Genomic DNA, 22,284 nt, shown 5'->3' on the forward strand with positions numbered 1-22,284 from the left:
GATGGCGCTTGCGCTTATCCGGCAAACATCAACTTACTCTTTTGGTTTAAAGCGCAGCAGGCGGTTCGCGTTGCTCACCACGGTAATGGACGACAGCGCCATGGCCGCCCCGGCAACGACCGGGTTAAGCAGGGTTCCGGTAAACGGCCACAGAATACCGGCGGCGACCGGAATACCGATGCTGTTATAGATAAACGCACCGAGCAGGTTTTGCTTCATATTGCGCAGCGTCGCTCTGGAGATGGAGAGCGCATCCGCCACGCCCATCAGGCTGTGACGCATCAGGGTGATGGCGGCAGTTTCAATCGCCACATCGCTTCCGCCACCCATCGCGATACCCACGTCAGCCTGAGCCAGCGCTGGGGCGTCGTTAATACCGTCGCCCACCATTGCCACCTGACGCCCCTGGCTTTGCAGGCGCTTAATGGCATCGGCTTTACCGTCCGGTAAAACGCCGGCAATGACCTCATCAATGCCAGCCTCTTTGGCGATCGCATTGGCCGTGGTTGGGTTATCACCCGTCAGCATCACCAGACGATATCCGGCGCGATGCAGCCGCTGAAGCGCCGCCACGCTGTCACTACGTAGCGGGTCGCGCACAGCCAGCAGTGCCGCCGCTTTGCCGTCAATAGCCAGCAGCACCGGGGTTGATCCCTGTGATGCCTGTGCGGAAATTTCCGTCTCCATTTCCGCCGTTGGCACCTGCTGCTCGCTTAACAGCGCCTGATTGCCTAACAGCAGCGTATGACCTTCCGCTTCACCGCTAACGCCCAGCCCTCGCAGTGTGCGAAAGCCATTAACCTGCGGTAAATGGGCATCACCGGCCTTTTCGAGAATAGCGCGTGCCAGCGGGTGACTGGAGCCCTGTTCCAGAGCTGCCGCCAGGCGCAGCGCCTGCGCTTCTTCAATTCCGTTAAACGTTTTAATCGCGACGACCTGCGGTTTCCCTTCGGTCAGCGTGCCTGTTTTGTCAAACACGACCGTATCCAGCGTGCTGGCGCGTTGCAGGGCATCCGCGTCGCGAACCAGTACGCCAAATTCAGCCGCCCGCCCGACACCAGAAATGATCGACATCGGTGTTGCCAGACCCAGCGCACATGGACAGGCGATAATTAACACCGTGGTGGCAATCACCAGGGTATAAACAATTTGCGGCGCGGGGCCAAAGAAGTACCAGATCCCGGCGCTGACCAGCGCGATCCCCACCACGACCGGAACAAACACCGCTGAAATTTTATCGGCCATCTGGCCAATTTCCGGTTTACTGCTTTGTGCCTGGCGCACCATGCGAATAATACGTGACAGCGTGGTATGGCTGCCAACGGCGCTCGCCCGGAACAACACGCTGCCGTCCTGCACCACCGTCCCGGCATGCACGTTGTCACCTTCGCCTTTTTGCTGTGGGATAGGCTCACCGGTAAGCATTGCTTCGTCCAGCCACGCTTCGCCCTGGGTGATCTCACCGTCTACCGGTATGCGGTCGCCGGTAGTCAGGCGCAACAGCATCCCAGGCTGTACGTCCGCCAGCGGTACGTTCTTTTCGCCTTCGTCAGTGACCACGCGCGCTGTTGGCGGGGTGAGATCGAGCAATTTTTCCAGCGCCTTTGATGAACGCTGACGCGCCCGCGCTTCGAGCATATGTCCGAGGTTGATCAGACCAATAATCATCGCGCTGGCTTCATAATAAAGATGCCGCGCTTCCATCGGGAACCATTGCGGCCACAGGTTGACGCTCATTGAGTAGAGCCAGGCAACCCCGGTGCCGAGTGCCACCAGTGTGTCCATGGTGGCGGTGCCGTTCATCAGGCTCTTCCATGCACTGCGGTAGAAATGACCGCCCGCAAAGACCATAACAGCGAGGGTAACAAGGCCGATGACCAGCCACAGGCTGCGGTTATCGGCGCTTACCATCATGTTATCGCCCATCATTCCCCAGACCATCACCGGTATGCCCACCAGCAGGGCGACAATGGCCTGCCAGCGGAAGCGTTTCATGGTGGCGATGGCGGTTTCCTGCTGGCGTTCACGGCGCTTAACGTCATCTTCGATCGCTTCTGCGCCATAGCCCGCTTTTTCCACCGCCTGGACTAATTCTGCTGCGGACGCACTGCCCATGACCAGCGCAGTACGTTCCGCCAGGTTTACCCGTGCCTGAGTGACGCCCGGTACGCTTTGCAGCGCGTTCTGGACCCGGGAAACACAGCTGGCGCAGCTCATGCCGCTTAATAGCAGCTGTTGGCTATCATCTTCAGCCGTTGCTGCCGGAAGCTCATGAGGGACCGCTGCCAGTGCTTCCGACGGGATTGATGACTCCGTCAGCGGTTTAGCCTTTGGGTGGCTTAACTCCGCACCATATCCGGCTTGTTTGATCGTTTCGATCAGCGCATCGGCGCTGGCCGTACCGGTAACCCGTGCTTCGGTCACGGTGACCTCCGCCAGATCAACGTCCGGACGCTGTTCGAGACTTTCTTTTACGCGTTTAACGCAGTGACCACAGGACAGACCGTCCAGGGTCAGGTCGATAACATGAGACATGGTGACTCCTCTTTAGGGCCAAATTTTATTGACCATTGCACTTCGGTTGGCTAACTGTTATTAATCGTAAACCTTCCAGCAAGGGGAAGGTCAAGGAGTAAGGTATGAATATATCCGATGTGGCTAAAAAAACCGGTTTAACCAGCAAAGCGATTCGCTTTTATGAAGAGAAAGGGCTGGTCACGCCGCCGCTGCGAAGCGATAACGGCTATCGCACTTACAGCCAGCAGCACCTGAATGAGCTGACGTTGCTGCGCCAGGCGCGTCAGGTGGGCTTTAACCTTGAAGAGTGCGGCGAACTGGTCAATTTGTTTAACGATCCGGCACGGCATAGTGCTGACGTCAAAAAGCGGACGCTGGAGAAAGTGGCTGATATTGAACGCCATATCAGCGAACTACAGTCAATGCGGACACAGTTATTAGCGTTGGCGGAGGCCTGCCCTGGTGATGACAGCGCCGATTGCCCGATTATTGAAAACCTTTCCGGCTGCTGCCACCACAAGGTGAAGGCCTAACGCGCGGTGGGTTGAGCATAAACACCACCGTTCCGCGATACCAGGGGGAGTTCTGCAACTGTGCCTCGGCTTGCCGATCCCGCTTGCCGTGCTGTACCAGCCCGAGCTTGAACGGAATGCGCAGACGGGTCAGTGCAGGCAGATAGTCCTGATAACGAGACACCGTATGACGCCCCTGATAACTTTGCACCACCAGTTCATTCACAGGCAGCGTGTTGAGCGTTGCAACATCGCCGGTTTTAGCCCAGTCCAGTAGTCCGGTCACGCCGAGCGCGAACTCGGGTGGAAGGTGTTGGCGCAGTGTCCGTAGAAAGGCCGCATAGTCGGCAAGCTGGTGGGTGGCCGCATCGAAATCGACCTGTAAACCCACCACCTTATTTCCACTCTCCTGCCAGCGCTGCATCAGCCGGACGATCCGTGCCGGGATCGCCTCAGGTACGTCGAGGGTGGTAAAACGCACGGTAATCCAGACAGACGGAAACGTCAGACGGCTGACAGGGAGGCCAAGGCGCTGAAACACGACGTCGCCCGAGCGCGGTAACACCTCTCCCTGATGCAGATAAACCGTCTGCGCGTTCTGGAGTTCATCGCTGGCTTTTACCCCTGACCACAACCAGAAGGCCGAATGCTCACGAGCGGTGACCACTTCAGCCGCCTGCGACTGTCCGGCCAGCAGCGCGATTACCAGTAGTATTTGAGTTTTTGCGCCCACGGGCTGCCCGGATATTGCGTTTTCAACTGTGTGAACCAGCCTTTACGCTGCAGTTTGTCCACCTCTTCGCCACCACATTCATTCGCGCCGGAAGGGGCATAACACATAATGGCCCGATACAGCGCATAGCTTCTGTCTTCATGTTCGGCCTTCGGCGAGGTGATCACCTGCTGATAGTAGCTCTGCCTGTCGAACTGTCCGAAGGGCTCTTTGCGGTCGATGGCAACCTCCAGCACACCGTTACCCGCTGCGTCCTTCCATAAATCAACATGGGTTTGCGTGGTGCGGAAGAACTCGCCCAGACAGTTCAACGCATGCGCATCATCGGCATGCTTGCTGAGGGTGGCGACGGTGTCATCCAGGCTGTGGCAGACATAACCGGCTTCGGCGGCAGTGCCGTTCCACTCAAACGCGGTCAGGTTTACATCATTAAAGGCCTCACCAATAATCGGCTGGGTGATTTCACTTGCCAGCTTCCGGTCCTGTAACCAGTCGTTAAAGCGATTTTCGGTGAGATCGCGCACCAGCAGCGTATGCAGTGCAATAGTGCGTTCTTCATTATTCGGCCCCTGACGGACCTGCTGGCGCAACAGTTCCGGCGTCGCCACGGCTTTCAGTACCCTTGAGCGGTAACGCAGGTTAGTAACGACGCTATCAGGGGCAAAAACAGCCGCCGCCTGGCCATTAAACACCAGCGTGGCCGCCAGTTTTGCCTGTAGGTACTGTTGCTGCTCACCATCCTCACTGAGCTTCAGCAGTTTCAGCCAGAAATCACGTGCAGCAGGCCACTGTTTTTGCCCCATCAGCGCTTCGCCATACATCACCTGTTCACTGAAGGCGAGGATGTCGCGCGCGGGGAGTTTTTGTGCCGGCGTGACAGTCTGTAAAATGGCAGGCAGATTGTCCGTCGCCATCCAAAGATTCAGCTGCAAATCGCGCCAGAGCGAAAGTTTCCCGCTTTTTTCAAAGAACGGCTTACTGGCATCAAGGTCCGTCTGGGTGAGGGTGGGGACCTTGTCACGATTCGGTCGAATAGCGCGTAGCATTTCGATATAGCTGACTACTGGCGCATCGGTGAACGGCTGCTGAACGGATTGATCGTAGAACTGCATTCCAACGACATTGTCATACTCCGTCACCAGACGCTTGAGATCTTGCGCATCAGACGCCTGCAGAAACGCCTGTTCATAAAGACCTGCCAGCGGTGCCCAGTTCTGTAAATACCAGTTTATGCGGCGCAGCATGCCGCGGGATGACTCCGCGTAAAGTCCTTCCGGCCAGCGCTGGAGGTAGTCCTGTGCGGCGTTCTCTGCCTGAGCGGCGGCATTCCTGTCGATTCGCTGAATATCAAAATCACCATACTGTCCGGTGCTGTTTTCAGCGCTTTTATTCAGCGCCGTACGCATCAGCATGTATTGTGCGGTTTCTGCCAACCATGGACGATCGCTGTTGACCAGCGGGGTAAAGTCTTGTTTGGCCGCTGCATATTCACCGGTGTAAAAATGCGCGGCTCCGGTCAGATAAGTGCGGTACGACACTGATGACGATTCAGGCGCAAGCGTAATAAGCGATTCGCTAATTTGTTCGGCGCTCGCGCCGGAGTAGAGGCCTAAACGCGCCTGTGCCAGCGCCTGTTTTTGTTCCGCCGTCAGGGTGGTATCGCTTAGCAGCGCCGCAAAGAACTGGCTGACGCTGTCGGCATTGTTCGATACAAAGCGGTTTTCCTGCTCGTCGTCGTGGTTGAATTCGATCGGATCGACGTGCAATGAAGCCATTTGTTGGTTGAGAAGATCGTTTTCGTTCTGCCTGGTTGTCATTTCCGCCGCGCGCAGCGCAGTATCCCACTGTGGATGAAAGGCAAAATAGACATCGCGCGAGCGGGTGAGATCCGCCGGTATCGGCTGGATAGGGAGCGTGACGGACTTCGCTTCGCTCAGCAGACGCAGCAGGTTGTCGCGGGAATCGTTGCCGGGCTCAAGCACCGGTGTTCCGCTCAACAGGCAGTCATCCTCGCCCCATTTGCAGTATTCCATATCAAAAGAGGCGAATGCCTGTGGGGCACCCGCCAGTAGTGCGCAAAAACCGAAAGCTAACGGTGTCTTCCTGATCATTTTCTTCGTCCTGTAAACCGCTTATCGCGGTACTGCTCTGACATATAACGTAATGCCTTCAACGGCAACCACTTCAACCTGGGTGCCTGATGTCAGGTCTTCGCTGGCGTTGACGGGCCAGGAGCTGTCACCCACGCGCATATGACCACGCCCGTTGATAAGATCGGTTTCCAGTACAAAACGGCGCCCCACCAACTGCTTGCCACGCTGGTTCAACTGGCTGTCTGCCGGTTTTTGCTCGCGGACGCGTTTGGCCAGCCATTTCCACCACAGCCAGGCGGCAAGGAGGGTTAACACGGCAAACATCACGCCCTGCCACTCCCAGCCGACGGGCAGCAGCCAGACAACGATGCCGGTAATGACCGCCGCAACGCCGCTCCACAGCAGATAGCCGTTACCGCCCAGCATCTCGGCAGCGAGAAGCAGACCGCCGAGGCTAAGCCATAAAATATGGGGGTGTAGCACTATCATCTCGATCATTATCTTTTCCGCTCGCTGGCGCTGTCCTTGATAAGTTCAGCGATCCCACCAATGGAGCCCATCAGACTGCTGGCATCCAGCGGCATCATTACCACTTTGCTGTTACTGGATGAGCCAATTTGCTGGAGTGCTTCGGTGTATTTCTGTGCCACGAAGTAATTCACCGCCTGAATATCACCGGAGGCGATGGCTTCAGACACCATTTTGGTCGCACGGGCTTCCGCTTCCGCAGAACGCTCGCGGGCTTCAGCCTGTAAGAATGCGGACTGGCGTTCACCTTCAGCGATCAGGATCTTAGACTGTTTTTCCCCTTCGGCTTTGACGATTTCGGCCTGGCGAATACCTTCCGCCTCGAGAATGTTGGCACGCTTGGTACGCTCTGCCTTCATCTGGGCGTTCATCGCTTCAATAAGCTCGGCTGGGGGACGAACATCACGAATTTCAATACGGGTGATCTTAATGCCCCACGGGTTGGTAGCGTCATCAACGATATGCAGCAGGCGCGTGTTGATGTTGTCACGCTGCGACAGCATTTCATCGAGCTCCATTGAACCCAGCACGGTACGGATATTGGTCATCGTCAGGTTGATAATCGCCAGTTCCAGATTGCTCACTTCATAAGCCGCTTTCGGCGCATCAATTACCTGAATAAAGCAGACGGCATCAATCGCCACGTTGGCGTTATCCTTGGAGATAACCTCCTGCGATGGGATATCCAGTACCTGCTCCATCATATTGATTTTTCGGCCAACACGGTCCATGAATGGCACCACAAGGCTCAGTCCCGGTTGCAGCGTTCGGGTGTAGCGCCCGAAGCGTTCTACCGTCCACTGATAGCCCTGCGGAACAATTTTGACACCTGCACCGACAATCACCAGTGCGACGAAAATGAGAATTGGAATAAAAATAAGCATCGAAAAACCTCCTGTAGAACTGTCCATAATGTTGGCATCAGCCTTATATCTGGCTTAATTATACCTGATTCACTAAAGAGAGTTCCCCTGGAGTTAATGGTGGGGATACACTATTTTCGATAAAACGAGAAAAACAGGGATACGCCATGAGCGAGAACCGTCAGCTACTCCAGTTAAACCGGGTGGGTTATCTGGCTGGGAAGACGAAAATCCTGGATAACATCAGTTTCACCTTATTTCCGGGAGAGTTTAAATTAATTACCGGCGCCTCTGGCTGTGGGAAAAGTACGCTATTAAAAATAGTTGCCTCATTACTCAGCCCATGTGAAGGGGAGATTTTCTTCGAAGGGGCGAACATCGAGACTCTCGTGCCGGAAACATATCGACAGCAGGTTTCCTATTGTGCTCAGACGCCAGTACTGTTTGGCGACACGGTCTACGACAATTTACTCTTTCCCTGGCAAATCCGTAATCAACGCCCGGAGCCGCAGGCTTTGCTCGACGATCTTGCGCGCTTTGCGCTGCCCGCATCGATTCTCGAGAAAAATATTAATGAGCTTTCAGGTGGCGAAAAACAGCGTATTTCCCTTATCCGCAATTTGCAGTTTCTGCCGAAGGTATTGCTCCTTGATGAAATCACCAGTGCTCTGGATGAAAGTAATAAACGCAATGTGAATGACATTATTCATCGCTATGTACGGGATAAGCAGATGGGCGTGTTGTGGGTGACGCATGACAAAGATGAGATTAATCATGCGGATAACATCATTACTCTGACGCCGCATGCCGGGAAAATGCAGGAAGTGCGCAATGGGCGAGCATAATATAACCAACGAATCACTGGCGTTAGCGCTCATGTTGGTGGTGGTGGCGATGTTGATTAGCCACAAAGAGAAACTGGCGCTGGAAAAAGATATTCTCTGGAGCATTGGGCGGGCGGTCATTCAGCTTATTATCGTCGGCTACGTGCTGAAATATATCTTCGCCGTGGATCATGCGGTGCTGACGTTATTGATGGTGTTGTTTATCTGCTTCAACGCGGCCTATAACGCGCAGAAACGCAGTAAATATATCGCGAAGGCATTTATCTCTTCGTTTATTGCCATCACCGTAGGAGCCGGGTTAACGCTGGCGGTACTGATCCTCACCGGGTCGATTGAGTTTATCCCGATGCAGGTCATTCCGATTGCCGGGATGATAGCAGGCAATGCGATGGTGGCGGTCGGGTTGTGTTACAACAATCTCGGTCAGCGCTTTAGCAGCGAACAGCAGCAGATTCAGGAAAAGCTCAGTCTGGGCGCTACGCCAAAAGTGGCCTCGGCTGGATTAATTCGCGACAGTATTCGTGCGTCGTTGATCCCGACAATCGATTCGGCGAAAACGGTAGGGTTAGTCAGTTTACCGGGGATGATGTCCGGGCTGATCTTTGCCGGTATCGATCCGGTGAAAGCGATTAAATATCAGATTATGGTGACGTTTATGCTGCTTTCTACGGCGAGCCTGTCGACCATCATTGCCGCATATTTAACCTATCGAAAGTTTTACAATTCGCGCCACCAACTGGTCGTGACGCATTTAAAGAAAAAGTAACCTCTCGTAGGCCCGGCAAGCGAAGCGCCACCGGGCAATTCCTGTTCGTGGGATTAATACAACAGCGCGTATAGCTGGCGACGGTACTTCGACGCTAAGGCGTCACCGGTTCCCAGCGCGGCAAGGATTTCCTGGAAGGTTTTGCGTGCCTGACCTTCCGCCGCGGTGAGATCCTTTCGTAAATGGCTGAACAATAACTCCAGCGCTTCTTCATTACGCCCCACCTGGTGCAGTTGCAGCGCAAGCTGTGTAGCCAGGCTGGCATCCTGCGGGTTATCCGCGACCTGCTGCTGTAGCTGCTGAATCTCTGGCGTATCTGCCGCCTGTTTCAGTAGCTCAATCTGCGCGACTAGCCCCTGATAGCGGGTATCCTGATCCTGCAACGGGATGGTTTTCAACACCGCTTCGGCGTCTTCGGAGCGGTTAAGGGCAATCTGCGTTTCCGCCAGAAGCAGGCCGATTTCGCCATCCTGATTCGAAAGCTGCCAGGCATCTTTTAGCAGCGGCAGAGCTTCGACGTAATTCTTTTCCTGCATCAGTTGCATCGCCTGACGGGCTTTCAGCTCCTCTTCACGCGGCAGAACCTTATCAAGCAAGGCGCGAATCGCCTCTTCCGGCTGCGGTCCCTGGAAACCATCGACCGGTTGACCGTTCTGGAACAGGTAAACGGTAGGAATGGCGCGCAGGCCAAACTGCGAGGCGATCGCCAGTTCGGCGTCGCAGTCGAGTTTTGCCAGAATAAACTGCCCGTTGTACTGGGCGGCGAGGCTTTCCAGCACTGGCGTTAATTGCAGGCAGTGCTGGCTGCGCTCAGACCAGAAGTAGAACAGGACCGGCGTGGTCATCGACAGTTCTAAGGTCTGCTGCAGGTTCGATTCGTTGATGTTAACAATATTCTGTGCGGACATGGAGTTACTCTCTTTTGTCTGTTTCTTTCTACATGGGGGCTGGCGCGCGCGCTTCAACTCAACCGTGTAAAATTTTGTCCATCAGGCGCCCCGGCAGCAGGCGTTTTAACAGCATCACAGCCCAGGTAACCAGCGTGACCGGATAGCGCATTTGGGGTTTGTTGCTGCAAAAAGCATGGCGCACTTTGTCGACAACCGCTTCCGGATCGAGGGTAAATCGTGCCGCAATGCCGGGATTTTCGACCGGTTTATCGCTCTGCGTCTGGTTGACGTTATCGGTAAAGCGGGTACGAATAGGGCCGGGTTCAATCAGGCTGACCTTAATTCCGCTGTGACGTAGCTCCATGCGCAGCGCATCGGACCAGGCTTCCAGCGCGTATTTGCTGGCGGCGTAAGCCCCACGCCCTGGGGTAGATATTAGCCCCATTACCGACGAGGTCATCACAATACGGCCTTCGCCATAGGGCAACATCGCGGGCAGCAGGCGCATAGTGAGCTGGTGCGCACCAAAGAAGTTAGTGGAAAATTGCTGCTCCATTTGTTCGCGACTGATGGACGGCAGCGGGCCATAGACACCGTATCCGGCATTATTAAATATTCCGTATAAACAGTTATCGGTCAGTGCGATCACTTCATCAGCGGCACGATCCACGCTCTCGGGTGAGTCGAGATCGATCAGTACGCCGGTGAACCCCATGCCGTTCATGCGAACGACATCGTCGGGTTTGCGGCAGCCCGCAAGGATTTGAAAACCCTGGCGCTTCAGTTCTAGCGCGCTTTCCAGGCCAATACCGCTGGAACATCCTGTTATTAAGACCGATTTTTGCATAACTTTACCTGTCAGGATCTCCGTTACATTACGACTCATGATTTACTAAGGGGGTCAACTGCTTCGCCATCCAGTCAGCAATAAACGGCTGGGCATCGCGATTAGGATGAATACCATCATCCTGCATCCACTGCGGTTTTAGATAGACCTCTTCCATAAAAAAGGGTAACAGAGGGATATCAAACTCTTTGGCGAGCTTTGGATAAATTGCGCTAAAGGTTTCATTATACCGACGACCGTAGTTTGCCGGCAGACGAATTTGCATCAGCAGGGGTTTGGCGTTGGCCGCATTCACGTTCTGCAAAATTGTGCGCAGCGTCTGCTCTGTTTGCGCAGGCGAAAAACCGCGCAGGCCGTCGTTGCCGCCAAGCTCAACCAACACCCAGCGTGGTTGATGCTGTTTGAGGAGCGCAGGCAGACGCGCCAGCGCTTGCTGGGAAGTATCACCGCTAATGCTGGCATTGACCACGGTGGTTTTGTTCTGCCACTTATCATTCAGTAACGCCGGCCAGGCTGCACCAGCGGACATTCGGTATCCGGCGCTAAGACTGTCACCCAGAATTAACAGCGTGTCAGCCGCAGCGGCACGGAAGGTAAACAGCAGCAAAAACAGGAAAGGCAAATGCCAGCGGAAAACATTGTTGAAGTTCATCATCTTAAGAAATCCGTCGGTCAGGGTGAGCATGAGCTTTCCATCCTTACCGGAGTTGAACTGGTTGTCAAACGCGCTGAAACCATTGCGCTGATTGGCGAGTCGGGATCGGGCAAGTCGACGCTGTTGGCGATCCTCGCCGGACTGGATGATGGCACCAGCGGCGAGGTGAGCCTGGTCGGTAAACCTTTACATCAAATGGATGAAGAAGCCCGCGCACAGCTACGTGCGCAGCATGTCGGCTTCGTCTTTCAATCTTTTATGCTGATCCCCACGCTGAACGCGCTGGAAAACGTTGAGCTTCCGGCGTTACTGCGTGGGGAAAACAGCGGACAAAGCCGTGCCGGTGCGAAGACGCTGCTTGAGCAACTGGGGCTGGGTCAGCGCCTCGACCATCTTCCGGCACAGCTTTCAGGCGGCGAGCAGCAGCGCGTGGCGCTGGCACGCGCGTTTAACGGTCGCCCGGAGGTCCTTTTTGCGGATGAACCCACGGGCAATCTTGACCGCCAGACCGGCGATAAAATTGCCGATCTGCTCTTTTCCCTCAACCAGGAGCATGGCACCACGCTCATTCTGGTGACGCACGATCCACAACTGGCGGCACGCTGCGACAGGCGTCTGCGTCTGGTGAATGGGCAATTGCAGGAGGAGGCATGATTGCACGCTGGTTCTGGCGCGAATGGCGCTCGCCTTCGCTATTAATTGTCTGGCTGGCGCTGAGTCTGGCGGTGGCCTGCGTGCTGGCGTTGGGCAATATCAGTGACCGCATGGAGAAAGGGCTAAGCCAGCAAAGCCGCGAGTTTATGGCGGGCGACCGGGCGCTGCGCAGTTCGCGCGTGGTTCCGCAGGCGTGGCTTGATGAAGCACGCAAGCGCGGCCTGAAAGTCGGCGAGCAGTTGACCTTCGCCACCATGACGTTTGCAGGGGATACCCCGCAGTTGGCAAACGTCAAAGCGGTCGATGACATTTACCCGATGTACGGTGAACTGGAAACTAATCCGCCGGGGCTTAAACCGAAGCCCGGTTCGGTGCTGCTGGCTCCGCGCCTGATGGCGCTACTGAATTTAAAAACGGGCGATACGATCGACGTTGGTGACGCCACATTGCGCATCGCCGGAGAGGTGGTGCAGGAGCCAGACTCGGGTTTTAACCCCTTCCAGATGGCACCACGTTTACTGATGCATACGGCTGATGTCGAGAAAACTGGGGCGGTGCAGCCCGGAAGTCGCGTGTCGTGGCGCTACAAATTTGGCGGTACGTCGCAGCAGCTCGACGGTTATGAAAAGTGGCTGTTGCCACAGCTTAAGCCGGAGCATCGCTGGTACGGGCTGGAGCAGGATGAAGGTGCGCTGGGGAAATCCCTGGAGCGCTCGCAGCAGTTTCTTCTCCTCTCGGCGCTGTTGACGCTACTGCTGGCAGTGGCTGCGGTAGCGGTTGCCATGAGCCATTACTGCCGGAGCCGCTACGATCTCGTGGCGATCCTGAAGACGCTCGGCGCGGGTAGGGCGCAATTGCGTAAGCTCATTGTCGGGCAGTGGTTGATGGTGTTGGTGTTGTCCGCCGTGACGGGTGGCGCAATGGGCCTGCTGTTCGAGAATGTGTTGATGATTCTGCTTAAGCCGGTGCTGCCTGCGGCGCTACCGCCGGCCAGCCTCTGGCCGTGGCTGTGGGCGCTGGGAACCATGACGGTGATCTCTCTACTGGTTGGCCTGCGCCCCTATCGCCTGCTGCTCGCCACCCAACCGCTGCGTGTGCTGCGTCGGGACGTGGTGGCAAACGTCTGGCCGTTAAAGTTCTATCTGCCGGTGGTGACCCTTGTTGTTGTGCTTTTGCTTGCCGGTCTGATGGGCGGAAGCCCGCTGCTGTGGGCGGTGTTGGCGGGGGCAGTGGTGTTAGCGCTACTGTGCGGCGTGTTGGGATGGATGCTATTGAATGTCCTGCGCGGCATGACGTTATCGTCATTGCCGCTACGCCTTGCCGTCAGCCGTCTGCTGCGTCAGCCGTGGTCCACGTTAAGCCAGCTTTCGGCATTCTCGCTGTCATTTATGCTGTTGGCGCTACTGCTGGTACTGCGCGGCGATCTGCTGGATCGCTGGCAGCAGCAGTTGCCGCCGGAAAGCCCCAACTACTTTCTGATCAATATCGCGACTGAACAAATGCCGCAGGTTAAGGCGTTTCTCTCGGAGCATCAGGTGATCCCGGAATCGTTCTATCCGATCGTGCGGGCGCGTTTATCGGCAATCAATGATAAGCCGACGGAAGGCGGGGAGGATGAATCGCTGAACCGCGAACTGAACCTGACCTGGCAGGATACCCGCCCGGACCACAACCCGATCACTGCCGGAAGCTGGCCGCCGAAGCCAGGGGAAGTTTCTATGGAAGAGGGGCTGGCGAAACGGTTGAACGTCTCGCTCGGTGACCGCGTGACCTTTATGGGCGACACTCAGGCGTTCAGTGCGAAGGTGACCAGTCTGCGCCGCGTGGACTGGGAAAGCCTGCGACCAAACTTCTTCTTTATCTTCCCTTCCGGCGCGCTGGATGGGCAGCCTCAGAGCTGGCTAACCAGTTTCCGTTGGGAAAACGGCAACGGCATGTTGACGCAGCTTAACCGCGAATTCCCGACCATCAGTCTGCTGGACATCGGCGCAATCCTCAAGCAGGTTGGACAGGTACTGGAACAGGTCAGTCGGGCGCTGGAGGTGATGGTGGTGCTGGTAACCGCCTGCGGGATGCTGCTGTTGCTGGCGCAGGTGCAGGTTGGGATGCGGCAACGCTATCAGGAGCTGGTGGTGTGGCGCACGCTCGGCGCGGGCAAAAAGCTGTTGCGAACCACGCTGTGGTGCGAATTTGCCATGTTAGGGCTGGTTTCCGGGCTGGTGGCGGCTATCGGTGCGGAAACCGCGCTGGCGGTACTGCAAACCCGGGTGTTCGACTTCCCCTGGGAACCTGACTGGCGGCTATGGGGGGTCTTACCGTTCTGTGGGGCGCTACTCCTCTCCGTCTGCGGCGGCTGGCTTGGCGTTCGTTTGCTGAAAGGCAAAGCACTGTTCCGACAATTCAATAGTTAAATAACGCGATAATACCGCACCGGTTTTTATGCCGGTGCGGGTGCATTTAACAGCACAAATCATTTAAAACCCGCCAACACACCGCAATTGATAGCAGTTAATATTCACCTGCTGAATATTTGGCAGGAAATCTATCAAGGAAAAATAATGACTATAAAAACGACAGCGCTGGCGGTATCGATCGGCGCGGCGGTGGCATTAGCCTCTTTCGCAACTCAGGCGGAAATCACAGTTCTTAAACAAGATCCACAGGCGGGAAACCCGCTTAGCCGTCTCAACTTTACCGTGGGCGGCAGTATTCGTCCCCAGTTCCAGAATATGACCGGCGATGACGGCGCGAACGGCTATAAGCGTAATGGTTTCGACGGCGGGACGCGTTTTCGCTTCGCTGCAGATTACTACCTGTTTGACGATATTAGTTGGGTCAGTTTCTATGAACTGGGCGTCAATATTCCGGCGCAGTTCAACTGGGACAACCACTACGCTCAGGGCGCACACGACACCACTCGCCGTATGCTGTACACCGGTCTAAAAAGTGATACCTGGGGTATGCTGACCTTCGGTCAACAGAACAGTATTTACTACGATGTTGTCGGCGCGAAAACCGATATCTGGGACTATGACATGATTGGTCAGGCACCGGGTAACGGGATTAACGGTGACTATGACGGTTCTTATCGTTCACGCAAGATGCTGAAATATAAGAAAACGTTAGGTGAGGTTGATCTCTACGCATCCTATCTGTTTAGCGATGATTACAACCCGAACAACGGTCTGCGCTACAAACGTAAAGGCGGCGGTTCGCTGGGGGCGGATTATCATATTACTGAGGATCTGAGCTGGGGCACGGCCTGGAACTACACTCGTGCAGAAATACGCGGTAACAGCAGCAAAACCTACGATCAGAACATTGTCGGTACCGCGCTAAGCTGGACGCCGGATAACTGGACCTTCTCGCTGGGCGGTGGCTGGTATCAGAACTTCATGACCACCAAAAAAGTGTCCGTTAACGACTACTTTGCCGGGGATGCGTGGGGGCTGGAATACTTTGCGGGTTACAAATTCCCGATCAACCAGTACGCGGTGAAATCTGTTCAGCCGTATTTTATGGGTGACCGCATTGAATATGTGAATGGTCGCAACTATCTGCGCACGGATAATGGCGTGGGTATCAGCTTCCAGTTGGATTACGGATTCCGTGTTGATTACGAACACGTCTTCACCTCCAGCACCGATGACCTGGGCGATATGAACCTGGTACGCCTGCGTTACGACTTCTGAGTTGACGATAATGCCGGATGGCGACGCGTTGCGTCTTATCCGGCCTACGGGCTTTTGCCTTTGTTGGATTGCCGGATGGCGACGCATTGCGTCTTATCCGGCCTACGGGCTTGTGCCTGTGTAGGCCGGGTAAGGCGAAGCCGCCACCCGGCATTTCGCATCAGAATGCGACTTTCACACCTAACATTGCAGAGGTATCGCTGTAACCTTTGTCGCCAATCTGCTGCGCCACGTTACCCCACAGGGCGACGTTCTTCGTCAGTTGGCCTTCAACGCCGGCTTTCAGTTCTCCAATGTTGCGGGTTCCTGTCAGGTCCACATTCTCACCGTTCAGCGCCACGCCGAAGTCTTTGGTGTTGTGGATCCAGTTCGCTTCCACAAACGGCTGGAAGGTGCGGTCTTTACCGTCGTCCAGTTTATTGTGGCCCTGGCCGTACAGACGCACGCCCAGACGGGTCTGGATGTTGCCGTCACCTTTCCCTTCAACGCGGGTGCCGTTGGCTTCTTTGTGCTCGTCCGCCTTCACGCCCATCCAGGTGACCTGTGCTTTAGGCTGGATATAGAGCGCATTACGCTCGCTGATATCTGCCAGTTTCCAGGTGTAGCCGGATTCCACTGACGCGGTGAAACCTTTAGCGTCGTACTCTTTAGTCGCTTCATCAACGCCACGGCCGTTCACCGAGTTATCGAACCAGCTGTACTGCGCCCAGGTATCAACATACGCGCCTTCATGGGTTTCGTTATCCTGCAGCCAGGTGCCGTACAGACCGACGCTGTAACCGCTGATGCTGCTATCAGCACGTTTACCATTACGCTGGTTTTCTGCACGGGCTTTCTGGTTGGCATAGCCCGCCATCAGACCCAGGTGGAAACGGTCCGCGTTGTCAGAAGACCACTGCGCAATATCGCCACCGAGCTGCATCACATAACGGTTCGCCTGCATCTCCAGCTGGCCGCTGCTGTCGTGCTGACGGGTGTGACCGCCAACGTTACGCAGCCACAGGCTGGTCACTGCTTTTTCACCGGTCAGGGCGTCAACATAGTGGGTTTCGCCCAGACGATCCTGCAGACGGGTGTTGAACAGAGTGTTCGCTGCCTGCAGGTTCATCCCGTACAGACCGGCTTCCGGACGGATCGCGGATTCACGCGGCGCCTGTGGTTTGACTGGTTTGATGGGATCGGTTGGGTCAGCAGGTTTGGCAGGATCAACCGGGTAAACTGGGTCAACGGGATCTTCTGGTTCTTCCGGAGACAGTTCGCTGCTCAGATACCAGTTCTTCTCATTAGCCCCTTCACCACGCGCCAGGGTGTAGTCATAGGCACCGGCCACGATACGACCGTTTTGTTTGAACTCACCGTCTGAGTCGCCACCGACGGTGATAAGCTCGATACCGTCCGTGGTCAGGCCGCCTGCGCCCCCTGCGTTCAGCACTTTTACATTAGTCGTGCCGGAGGTGTTGCCAGCAACAATCAAACGGTCGGTTGGAGACGCATCGTCACCCAGTTGGCTGTTCATGACGATGTTACCGTTGTCACCAACGTAATTACCACTTACCGTCAGAGTTTTGAAGGTGGAGGCATCGCGCGTTAGTTTACGCGTCTGCGCGGTTGGGGGTAAAAAGTTCAGCGTTGACTCTTTCAGTGTCAGAGTAGACAGGCTGGAGTTGTCGAACATATCCCAACGGCTATGACTGCCGTTCAGCGCCAGGTTAATCGTGCCTTTACTGCTAGCCGTTCCCTCTACTGCGGTTGCACTGTAAAGATACGAGTTATCACCCGTTTTAATATTAATGATTGAGTTGCCATAGGAAAGCATCCGGCCCCAGGCGGTCAGTTTATTATTGTTGCTGATATCGGTGACGCTGGTAACCCCACTGGTGGTTCTCACGTTACTGATCGCATACAAATTGTTAGATTCAACCGTGTCATACGCGTGTTGGCTACCTAACGTCACATCGCCCGTAATCCGTACGTTGGCATTATTAAGCAGGCTAGCTTTTTTCCCGCCTTCGGTCTGGATATTGAGCGTGCCAATTACCATCTCTTTAACGACACTTTCTATTCCATTTAACGTTGCGGTCTCGCTTCCTTTCAGTTGGATATCTGCCCTATTAATAGACACCAGCGTATTATCGCTATTTAAAGCCGTCCCCAATTCAATGCCTTCAACATCGTAATTGCCTGAAGCTTTAATGGATAAATTATCAATGGCGATCACGGCAGGTTTATCTACAGTGCCTGTTGATAACTGAGTCAGACCCGCAACCTGATTGGTATTAACATAGCTACCCGATGTGGCGTTACTTTGAATATCAATGGCTAAGTCTTTGAAAGAGACCTGCTCCGGCATGAGGAAACGGATCCCTGAAGTGAAGTTATTTGCCGCTGAAGTGGTCTTTACGACAATATTGGTTTGCCCTGCAAATTCGGCATTTCCACTCAGGTCTATCCCCGTTGCGGAATTTTCAGATGCAGACGTTACACTAATATTGGCATCACCGTTAACTTTGGTCGTACTATCACGACCTACAATGTATATGCCTTTCGAAATAGGTTCGTTCAGGCTACTTGTGGTATTAATGGTAAGATTATCCGCAGTTAACGTTGAATCCTGCATTTGGATCCCAGAATGATATTCCAGATTGTTATGTAAGACACTGGAAGCCTTATTCGCATTCAGGTTAATCAACGTATCGCCTGATAAATTGATCGTCCCGCCGGTGAGGGAATATATGCCATCAAAAGTGGCCCCGTCGACGTTAATCGTTAAATTCTTTGCCTTGAGTATAGAACCGGCATTTTCTACGGAGATAGCACCGTCATAGATTGTGTTTAACTTATCATTGGTGGAAAAGTTTACCGTTGAGCCGTCCCCCAAATCCACAATACCGCCGTTCATGACAGCAACGGCGTAGCCCGCCAGAGAACTTACATTGCTCTGGCTAATATCGGCTTTACCATCAATGGTAACGACACCACCGCTTACCGATGCCCTAATTTTGGCGACGTCAGTTCCATTTGCAATGGTAACAAGTCGATTTGCCTCTGGGGTATACCGGTCAACAGAAATTTCTACACCCGCCGCTCCGGCGGAAAATGCAGTCGTGGTTAAAATAGCGCTTAACGCCAGCGCCAGCTTTTTGGGCTTTAATACCGTTATATAATCCATAATATTAACAATCCTGATGGTATCTATTTAATCGCGTGTATACGTTTTGATGCGTTGTGCCGGGCAAGCGCAGCCACCCGGCACTTCGTATCAGAACGACGCTTTTACACCCAACATCGCAGAGGTATCGCTGTAACCTTTATCACCCATCTGCTGCGCCACGTTACCCCACAGGGCGACGTTCTTCGTCAGTTGGCCTTCAACGCCGGCTTTCAGTTCTCCAATGTTGCGGGTTCCTGTCAGGTCCACATTCTCACCGTTCAGCGCCACGCCGAAGTCTTTGGTGTTGTGGATCCAGTTCGCTTCCACAAACGGCTGGAAGGTACGGTCTTTACCGTCGTCCAGCTGGTTGTGGCCCTGGCCGTACAGACGCACGCCCAGACGGGTCTGGATGTTGCCGTCGCCTTTCCCTTCAACGCGGGTGCCGTTGGTTTCTTTATGCTCGTCCGCCTTCACGCCCATCCAGGTGACCTGTGCTTTAGGCTGGATGTACAGCGCGTTACGCTCGCTGATATCTGCCAGTTTCCAGGTGTAGCCGGATTCCACTGACGCGGTGAAACCTCTGGAGTCGTACTCTTTGGTCGCTTCATCAACGCCACGGCCGTTCACGGAGTTATCGAACCAGCTGTATTGCGCCCAGGTATCCACGTAAGCCCCTTCATGGGTTTCGTTATCCTGCAGCCAGGTGCCGTACAGGCCGACGCTGTAACCGCTGATATCACTTGAAGCGCGTTTGCCGTTACGCTGGTTTTCCGCACGGGCTTTCTGGTTGGCATAACCGGCCATCAGACCCAGGTGGAAACGGTCCGCGTTGTCAGTAGACCACTGCGCGATATCGCCACCGAGCTGCATCACATAACGGTTCGCCTGCATGTCCAGCTGGCCGCTGCCGTCGTGCTGACGGGTGTGACCGCCAACGTTGCGCAGCCACAGGCTGGTCACCGCTTTTTCACCGGTCAGGGCGTCAACATAGTGGGTTTCGCCCAGACGATCCTGAAGACGGGTGTTAAACAGAGTGTTCGCTGCCTGCAGGTTCATCCCGTACAGACCGGCTTCCGGACGAATGGCGGATTCACGCGGCGACTGCGGTTTGACTGGTTTGATGGGATCGGTTGGGTCAGCAGGTTTGGCAGGAACAACCGGATCCTCCGGAGACAATGCGCTGCTCAGATACCAGTTCTTGTCGTTAGTCCCTTCACCACGCGCCAGGGTGTAGTCATAGGCACCGGCCACGATACGGCCGTTTTGCTTGAACTCACCGTCAGAGGTTCCCGCGACGGTGATCAGTTCGATACCATCCGTGGTCACACCGCCCGCGCCGCCTGCGTTCAGGACTTTCACGTTGGTGGTGCCGGAAGTATTTCCAGAAACGACCAAACGGTCAGTCGGTGAGGCGTCGTCACCCAGTTGGGTGTTCATCACGATGTTACCGTTATTACCGGCGTAATCACCATTCACCGTCAGGGTCTTGAAGGTTGAAGCCGCACGCGTGAGCTTGCGTGCCTGCGCGACGGGCAAATAGTTCAGGGTGGCATCGTTCAGCGTCAGATTCGTCAGGTCTGAATCTGCAACCAGATCCCAGCGGCTGTTGTCACCGTTTAACGTCATATTAATGGTACCTAAACCCACGGTTCGGGTATCACCATAGATATAGGAACGATCGCCGGCATTAATGTTCAGCGTCAGATTATCCTGTGCATGCATCCTGCCCCAGGCGACCAGCTTATTGTTATTTTCAATACTGGTGACACCTTTCACGCCAAAGGTGGAATAGACCGTTCCCGCCGCGGATTCCAGAGACTGTTGGCTTCCCAGCGTCACGTCGCCCATGAATTTGCCGCTTGCCTGGTACAGCATAAAGACGTCTTTGCCGCCCTGGGTCTGGACGTTCAGGTTATTAACGGTGACATCCGCCAAAGTGCTATTGAAGCCGTATAACCCGGCTTCAGCACCGCCTGAAAGCGCGATATTGGCATTGTTAATGGTGACTTTAGAGGATTCCGTTGCTTCATCGGTTTGCAACGCAATCCCAAACGCGTCTTTGCCTGAGGCTTTGACATTAATATTGTCGATGGCAATATTGGAAAGCGTGTCCCGATAGCGCAGGCCATACACAGAACCATCAACCGTTTCACTTCCCCGCACGTTCACAGAGACATCTTTTAGTACGACGGTGCTGGCCGTATCATCGACATAACGATCTTTAAGCAGAACGCCGACGATATAGGTAGCGTTATCCGACGCCAGAGAAATGGCGGTTTTCCCCTGGAATTCTGCGTCGCTTTTGGCATCAATACCGTACAACGCATTTGCCGCGCCTGACTGGAGATTGATATTCACATCACCGGTGACGTTCGCTTTGCCGCCGCGCAGGTAAAATCCGGTGACGCTGGTATCGCCAATGGTGCCGGGCGCTTTCGAATCCGCATATTTGATATTGACGTTTTGTGCATCTAAGGTTGACGCATCCCAAAGCTCAATCGCCGCCGCGTTGTTCACCGGGCGGTCTGCACTGGCGGTACTGATTCCGTAGTTAATCTGCGTTAAGCCATTCAAAATGACTTTGGAGTTTTCACGCGCCTGAATAACGGTATAGGGCGCGCCATTGACATTCACGCTCAGGTTAGCCGCTTTAAAGGTCGCTAAATCCCCTGGGTGACCGGATCCTAATCCTACTGAGATGGCATAACGGCCGGCATGCGTCGTCACCTGGTCAGAACTAAAATTGACCACGGAACCATCGCCCAGATCCAGATAGCCGCTATTGATATGGACAGCGGAAGAGTGAATGGGGAAGATACCGTGGCGGTCAAAAGTCGCTTTACCGTCAACGATAACAACGACATCAGGGCCATCGGCATGGAGATACGAGAGCTGTGAACCATCGGCGATGGTGTAATCATTTACCTGCTGGTTATCGAGAATCACCACGCCATTTTTATCGTGCAGGGAGATCAGATACGGCGAAGGAGATACCGGCGTACTGGCAGCATTCGCTATCGTGAACGCGGTGGATGTCGAAAATAATAGCGCGCTTATTATCACTGCAATTTTCTTAGGTTTTAATCCTGCTAAATAGTTATTCATCTTTTAATACTCATTGTTATCAGTATTTAAAAAGACGAGCCATCCCTGGAATTATGTCAATTTCATCTCAGAATCAAGATTGCCTGACACCTTGTTTATATAAAAGGCGTTAGGCGTGCGTGATAATGTCAATAAGGAAAATAATAGCCAGATAATAAATCGCTCGCACAATATAATAAACGTCTAAATTATTATTGGCCTGGTTGGTGTTCAGGCTAAAGAAATAGACGCATTCGGCATGCTGACATTATTCTCAATTATACAAAAGTGAATAAGCATCAAATAATTTTAATTCGTTTCTTAAATTGCTTAATAAGATTCTAACCGTTTGTATTAAATGGGTTTTTGAGAGGTAAGAGATAAAGATGCTGTTTAAGAAATTGGTGAGGCGAGAAACGTGTTTTTCGGATTTTTATGGATATTTGCCCGGTGG

At 54.2% G+C, this 22,284-nt stretch carries 16 protein-coding genes; 6 read left to right on the forward strand and 10 right to left on the reverse strand.

All coding sequences use genetic code 11. The annotated features are described in order from the left end of the window. Positions 1 to 33: 33 nt before the first annotated feature. Positions 34 to 2,535 (reverse strand): copper-exporting P-type ATPase CopA, encoded by a 2,502-nt coding sequence (gene copA / locus HVY19_RS05745; protein WP_181683398.1) that lies wholly within the window; start codon positions 2,533 to 2,535, stop codon positions 34 to 36. Positions 2,536 to 2,639: 104 nt separating this feature from the next. Between copA and cueR the strand changes: the two genes are divergently transcribed. Next, complete coding sequence (gene cueR / locus HVY19_RS05750; protein WP_181683399.1) at positions 2,640 to 3,050, forward strand: Cu(I)-responsive transcriptional regulator; 411 nt, start codon at positions 2,640 to 2,642, stop codon at positions 3,048 to 3,050. Here cueR and HVY19_RS05755 read toward each other — a convergent pair. Genes HVY19_RS05755 through HVY19_RS05770 form a run of 4 tightly spaced genes read right to left on the reverse strand, consistent with a single transcriptional unit; the run spans position 3,004 to position 7,267 of the window. Continuing rightward, complete coding sequence (locus HVY19_RS05755) at positions 3,004 to 3,762, reverse strand: DUF3142 domain-containing protein (RefSeq protein WP_181683400.1); 759 nt, start codon at positions 3,760 to 3,762, stop codon at positions 3,004 to 3,006. The genes cueR and HVY19_RS05755 overlap by 47 nt on opposite strands. Then, positions 3,732 to 5,873: a hypothetical protein gene (locus tag HVY19_RS05760; RefSeq protein WP_181683401.1), complete on the reverse strand. Its 2,142-nt coding sequence runs from the start codon at positions 5,871 to 5,873 to the stop codon at positions 3,732 to 3,734. The genes HVY19_RS05755 and HVY19_RS05760 overlap by 31 nt, the downstream gene beginning before the upstream one ends. A gap of 21 nt (positions 5,874 to 5,894) precedes the next feature. Beyond that, positions 5,895 to 6,353, reverse strand: coding sequence for an NfeD family protein (locus HVY19_RS05765; protein WP_181683402.1), 459 nt, complete (start codon positions 6,351 to 6,353; stop codon positions 5,895 to 5,897). Further along, positions 6,353 to 7,267: an SPFH domain-containing protein gene (locus HVY19_RS05770; RefSeq protein ID WP_181683403.1), complete on the reverse strand. Its 915-nt coding sequence runs from the start codon at positions 7,265 to 7,267 to the stop codon at positions 6,353 to 6,355. The genes HVY19_RS05765 and HVY19_RS05770 overlap by 1 nt, the downstream gene beginning before the upstream one ends. Before the next feature lie 146 nt (positions 7,268 to 7,413). On the opposite strand from HVY19_RS05770, the gene fetA reads away from it, so the two are divergent. Continuing rightward, positions 7,414 to 8,091, forward strand: coding sequence for an iron ABC transporter ATP-binding protein FetA (fetA, locus tag HVY19_RS05775; protein ID WP_181683404.1), 678 nt, complete (start codon positions 7,414 to 7,416; stop codon positions 8,089 to 8,091). Beyond that, the gene (fetB, locus tag HVY19_RS05780) at positions 8,078 to 8,857 is read left to right on the forward strand and encodes an iron export ABC transporter permease subunit FetB (RefSeq protein WP_181683405.1); all 780 of its coding nucleotides are present in this window, start codon (positions 8,078 to 8,080) and stop codon (positions 8,855 to 8,857) included. The genes fetA and fetB overlap by 14 nt, the downstream gene beginning before the upstream one ends. Before the next feature lie 53 nt (positions 8,858 to 8,910). Here the strand turns inward: fetB and HVY19_RS05785 are convergent, their stop codons facing one another. The 3 genes from HVY19_RS05785 to tesA are packed head-to-tail and all read right to left on the reverse strand — an operon-like array spanning position 8,911 to position 11,249. After that, positions 8,911 to 9,765, reverse strand: coding sequence for a co-chaperone YbbN (locus HVY19_RS05785; protein WP_181683406.1), 855 nt, complete (start codon positions 9,763 to 9,765; stop codon positions 8,911 to 8,913). A 58-nt stretch (positions 9,766 to 9,823) separates the two neighbouring features. After that, entirely contained in the window at positions 9,824 to 10,633 is an 810-nt protein-coding gene (locus HVY19_RS05790; RefSeq protein WP_181683407.1) for an SDR family oxidoreductase, read from the reverse strand. Next, a complete protein-coding gene (gene tesA, locus HVY19_RS05795; protein WP_220132938.1) occupies positions 10,623 to 11,249 on the reverse strand; it encodes a multifunctional acyl-CoA thioesterase I/protease I/lysophospholipase L1 in 627 nt (208 codons plus the stop codon). The genes HVY19_RS05790 and tesA overlap by 11 nt, the downstream gene beginning before the upstream one ends. On the opposite strand from tesA, the gene ybbA reads away from it, so the two are divergent. The 3 genes from ybbA (at position 11,217) to HVY19_RS05810 (ending at position 15,595) form a co-directional block, all read left to right on the forward strand. Next, positions 11,217 to 11,903 (forward strand): putative ABC transporter ATP-binding protein YbbA, encoded by a 687-nt coding sequence (gene ybbA / locus HVY19_RS05800; RefSeq protein WP_181683408.1) that lies wholly within the window; start codon positions 11,217 to 11,219, stop codon positions 11,901 to 11,903. The two genes, tesA and ybbA, sit on opposite strands and share 33 nt — an antisense overlap. Beyond that, entirely contained in the window at positions 11,900 to 14,314 is a 2,415-nt protein-coding gene (gene ybbP, locus HVY19_RS05805) for a putative ABC transporter permease subunit YbbP (protein ID WP_181683409.1), read from the forward strand. Before ybbA ends, ybbP begins: the two co-directional genes overlap by 4 nt. Positions 14,315 to 14,461: 147 nt before the next feature. Beyond that, entirely contained in the window at positions 14,462 to 15,595 is a 1,134-nt protein-coding gene (locus HVY19_RS05810) for a porin (RefSeq protein WP_181683410.1), read from the forward strand. Positions 15,596 to 15,755: 160 nt separating this feature from the next. On the opposite strand, the gene HVY19_RS05815 is transcribed toward HVY19_RS05810, so the two are convergent. Next, on the reverse strand, positions 15,756 to 18,764 hold the full coding sequence (locus HVY19_RS05815) for an autotransporter outer membrane beta-barrel domain-containing protein (protein WP_181683411.1): 3,009 nt from the start codon (positions 18,762 to 18,764) through the stop codon (positions 15,756 to 15,758). Between the two features lie 90 nt (positions 18,765 to 18,854). Continuing rightward, the gene (locus HVY19_RS05820) at positions 18,855 to 21,851 is read right to left on the reverse strand and encodes an autotransporter outer membrane beta-barrel domain-containing protein (RefSeq protein WP_181683412.1); all 2,997 of its coding nucleotides are present in this window, start codon (positions 21,849 to 21,851) and stop codon (positions 18,855 to 18,857) included. Positions 21,852 to 22,284: the final 433 nt, after the last annotated feature.

This window comes from Citrobacter sp. RHB25-C09 (genome assembly GCF_013836145.1).
GTDB lineage: Bacteria > Pseudomonadota > Gammaproteobacteria > Enterobacterales > Enterobacteriaceae > Citrobacter_A.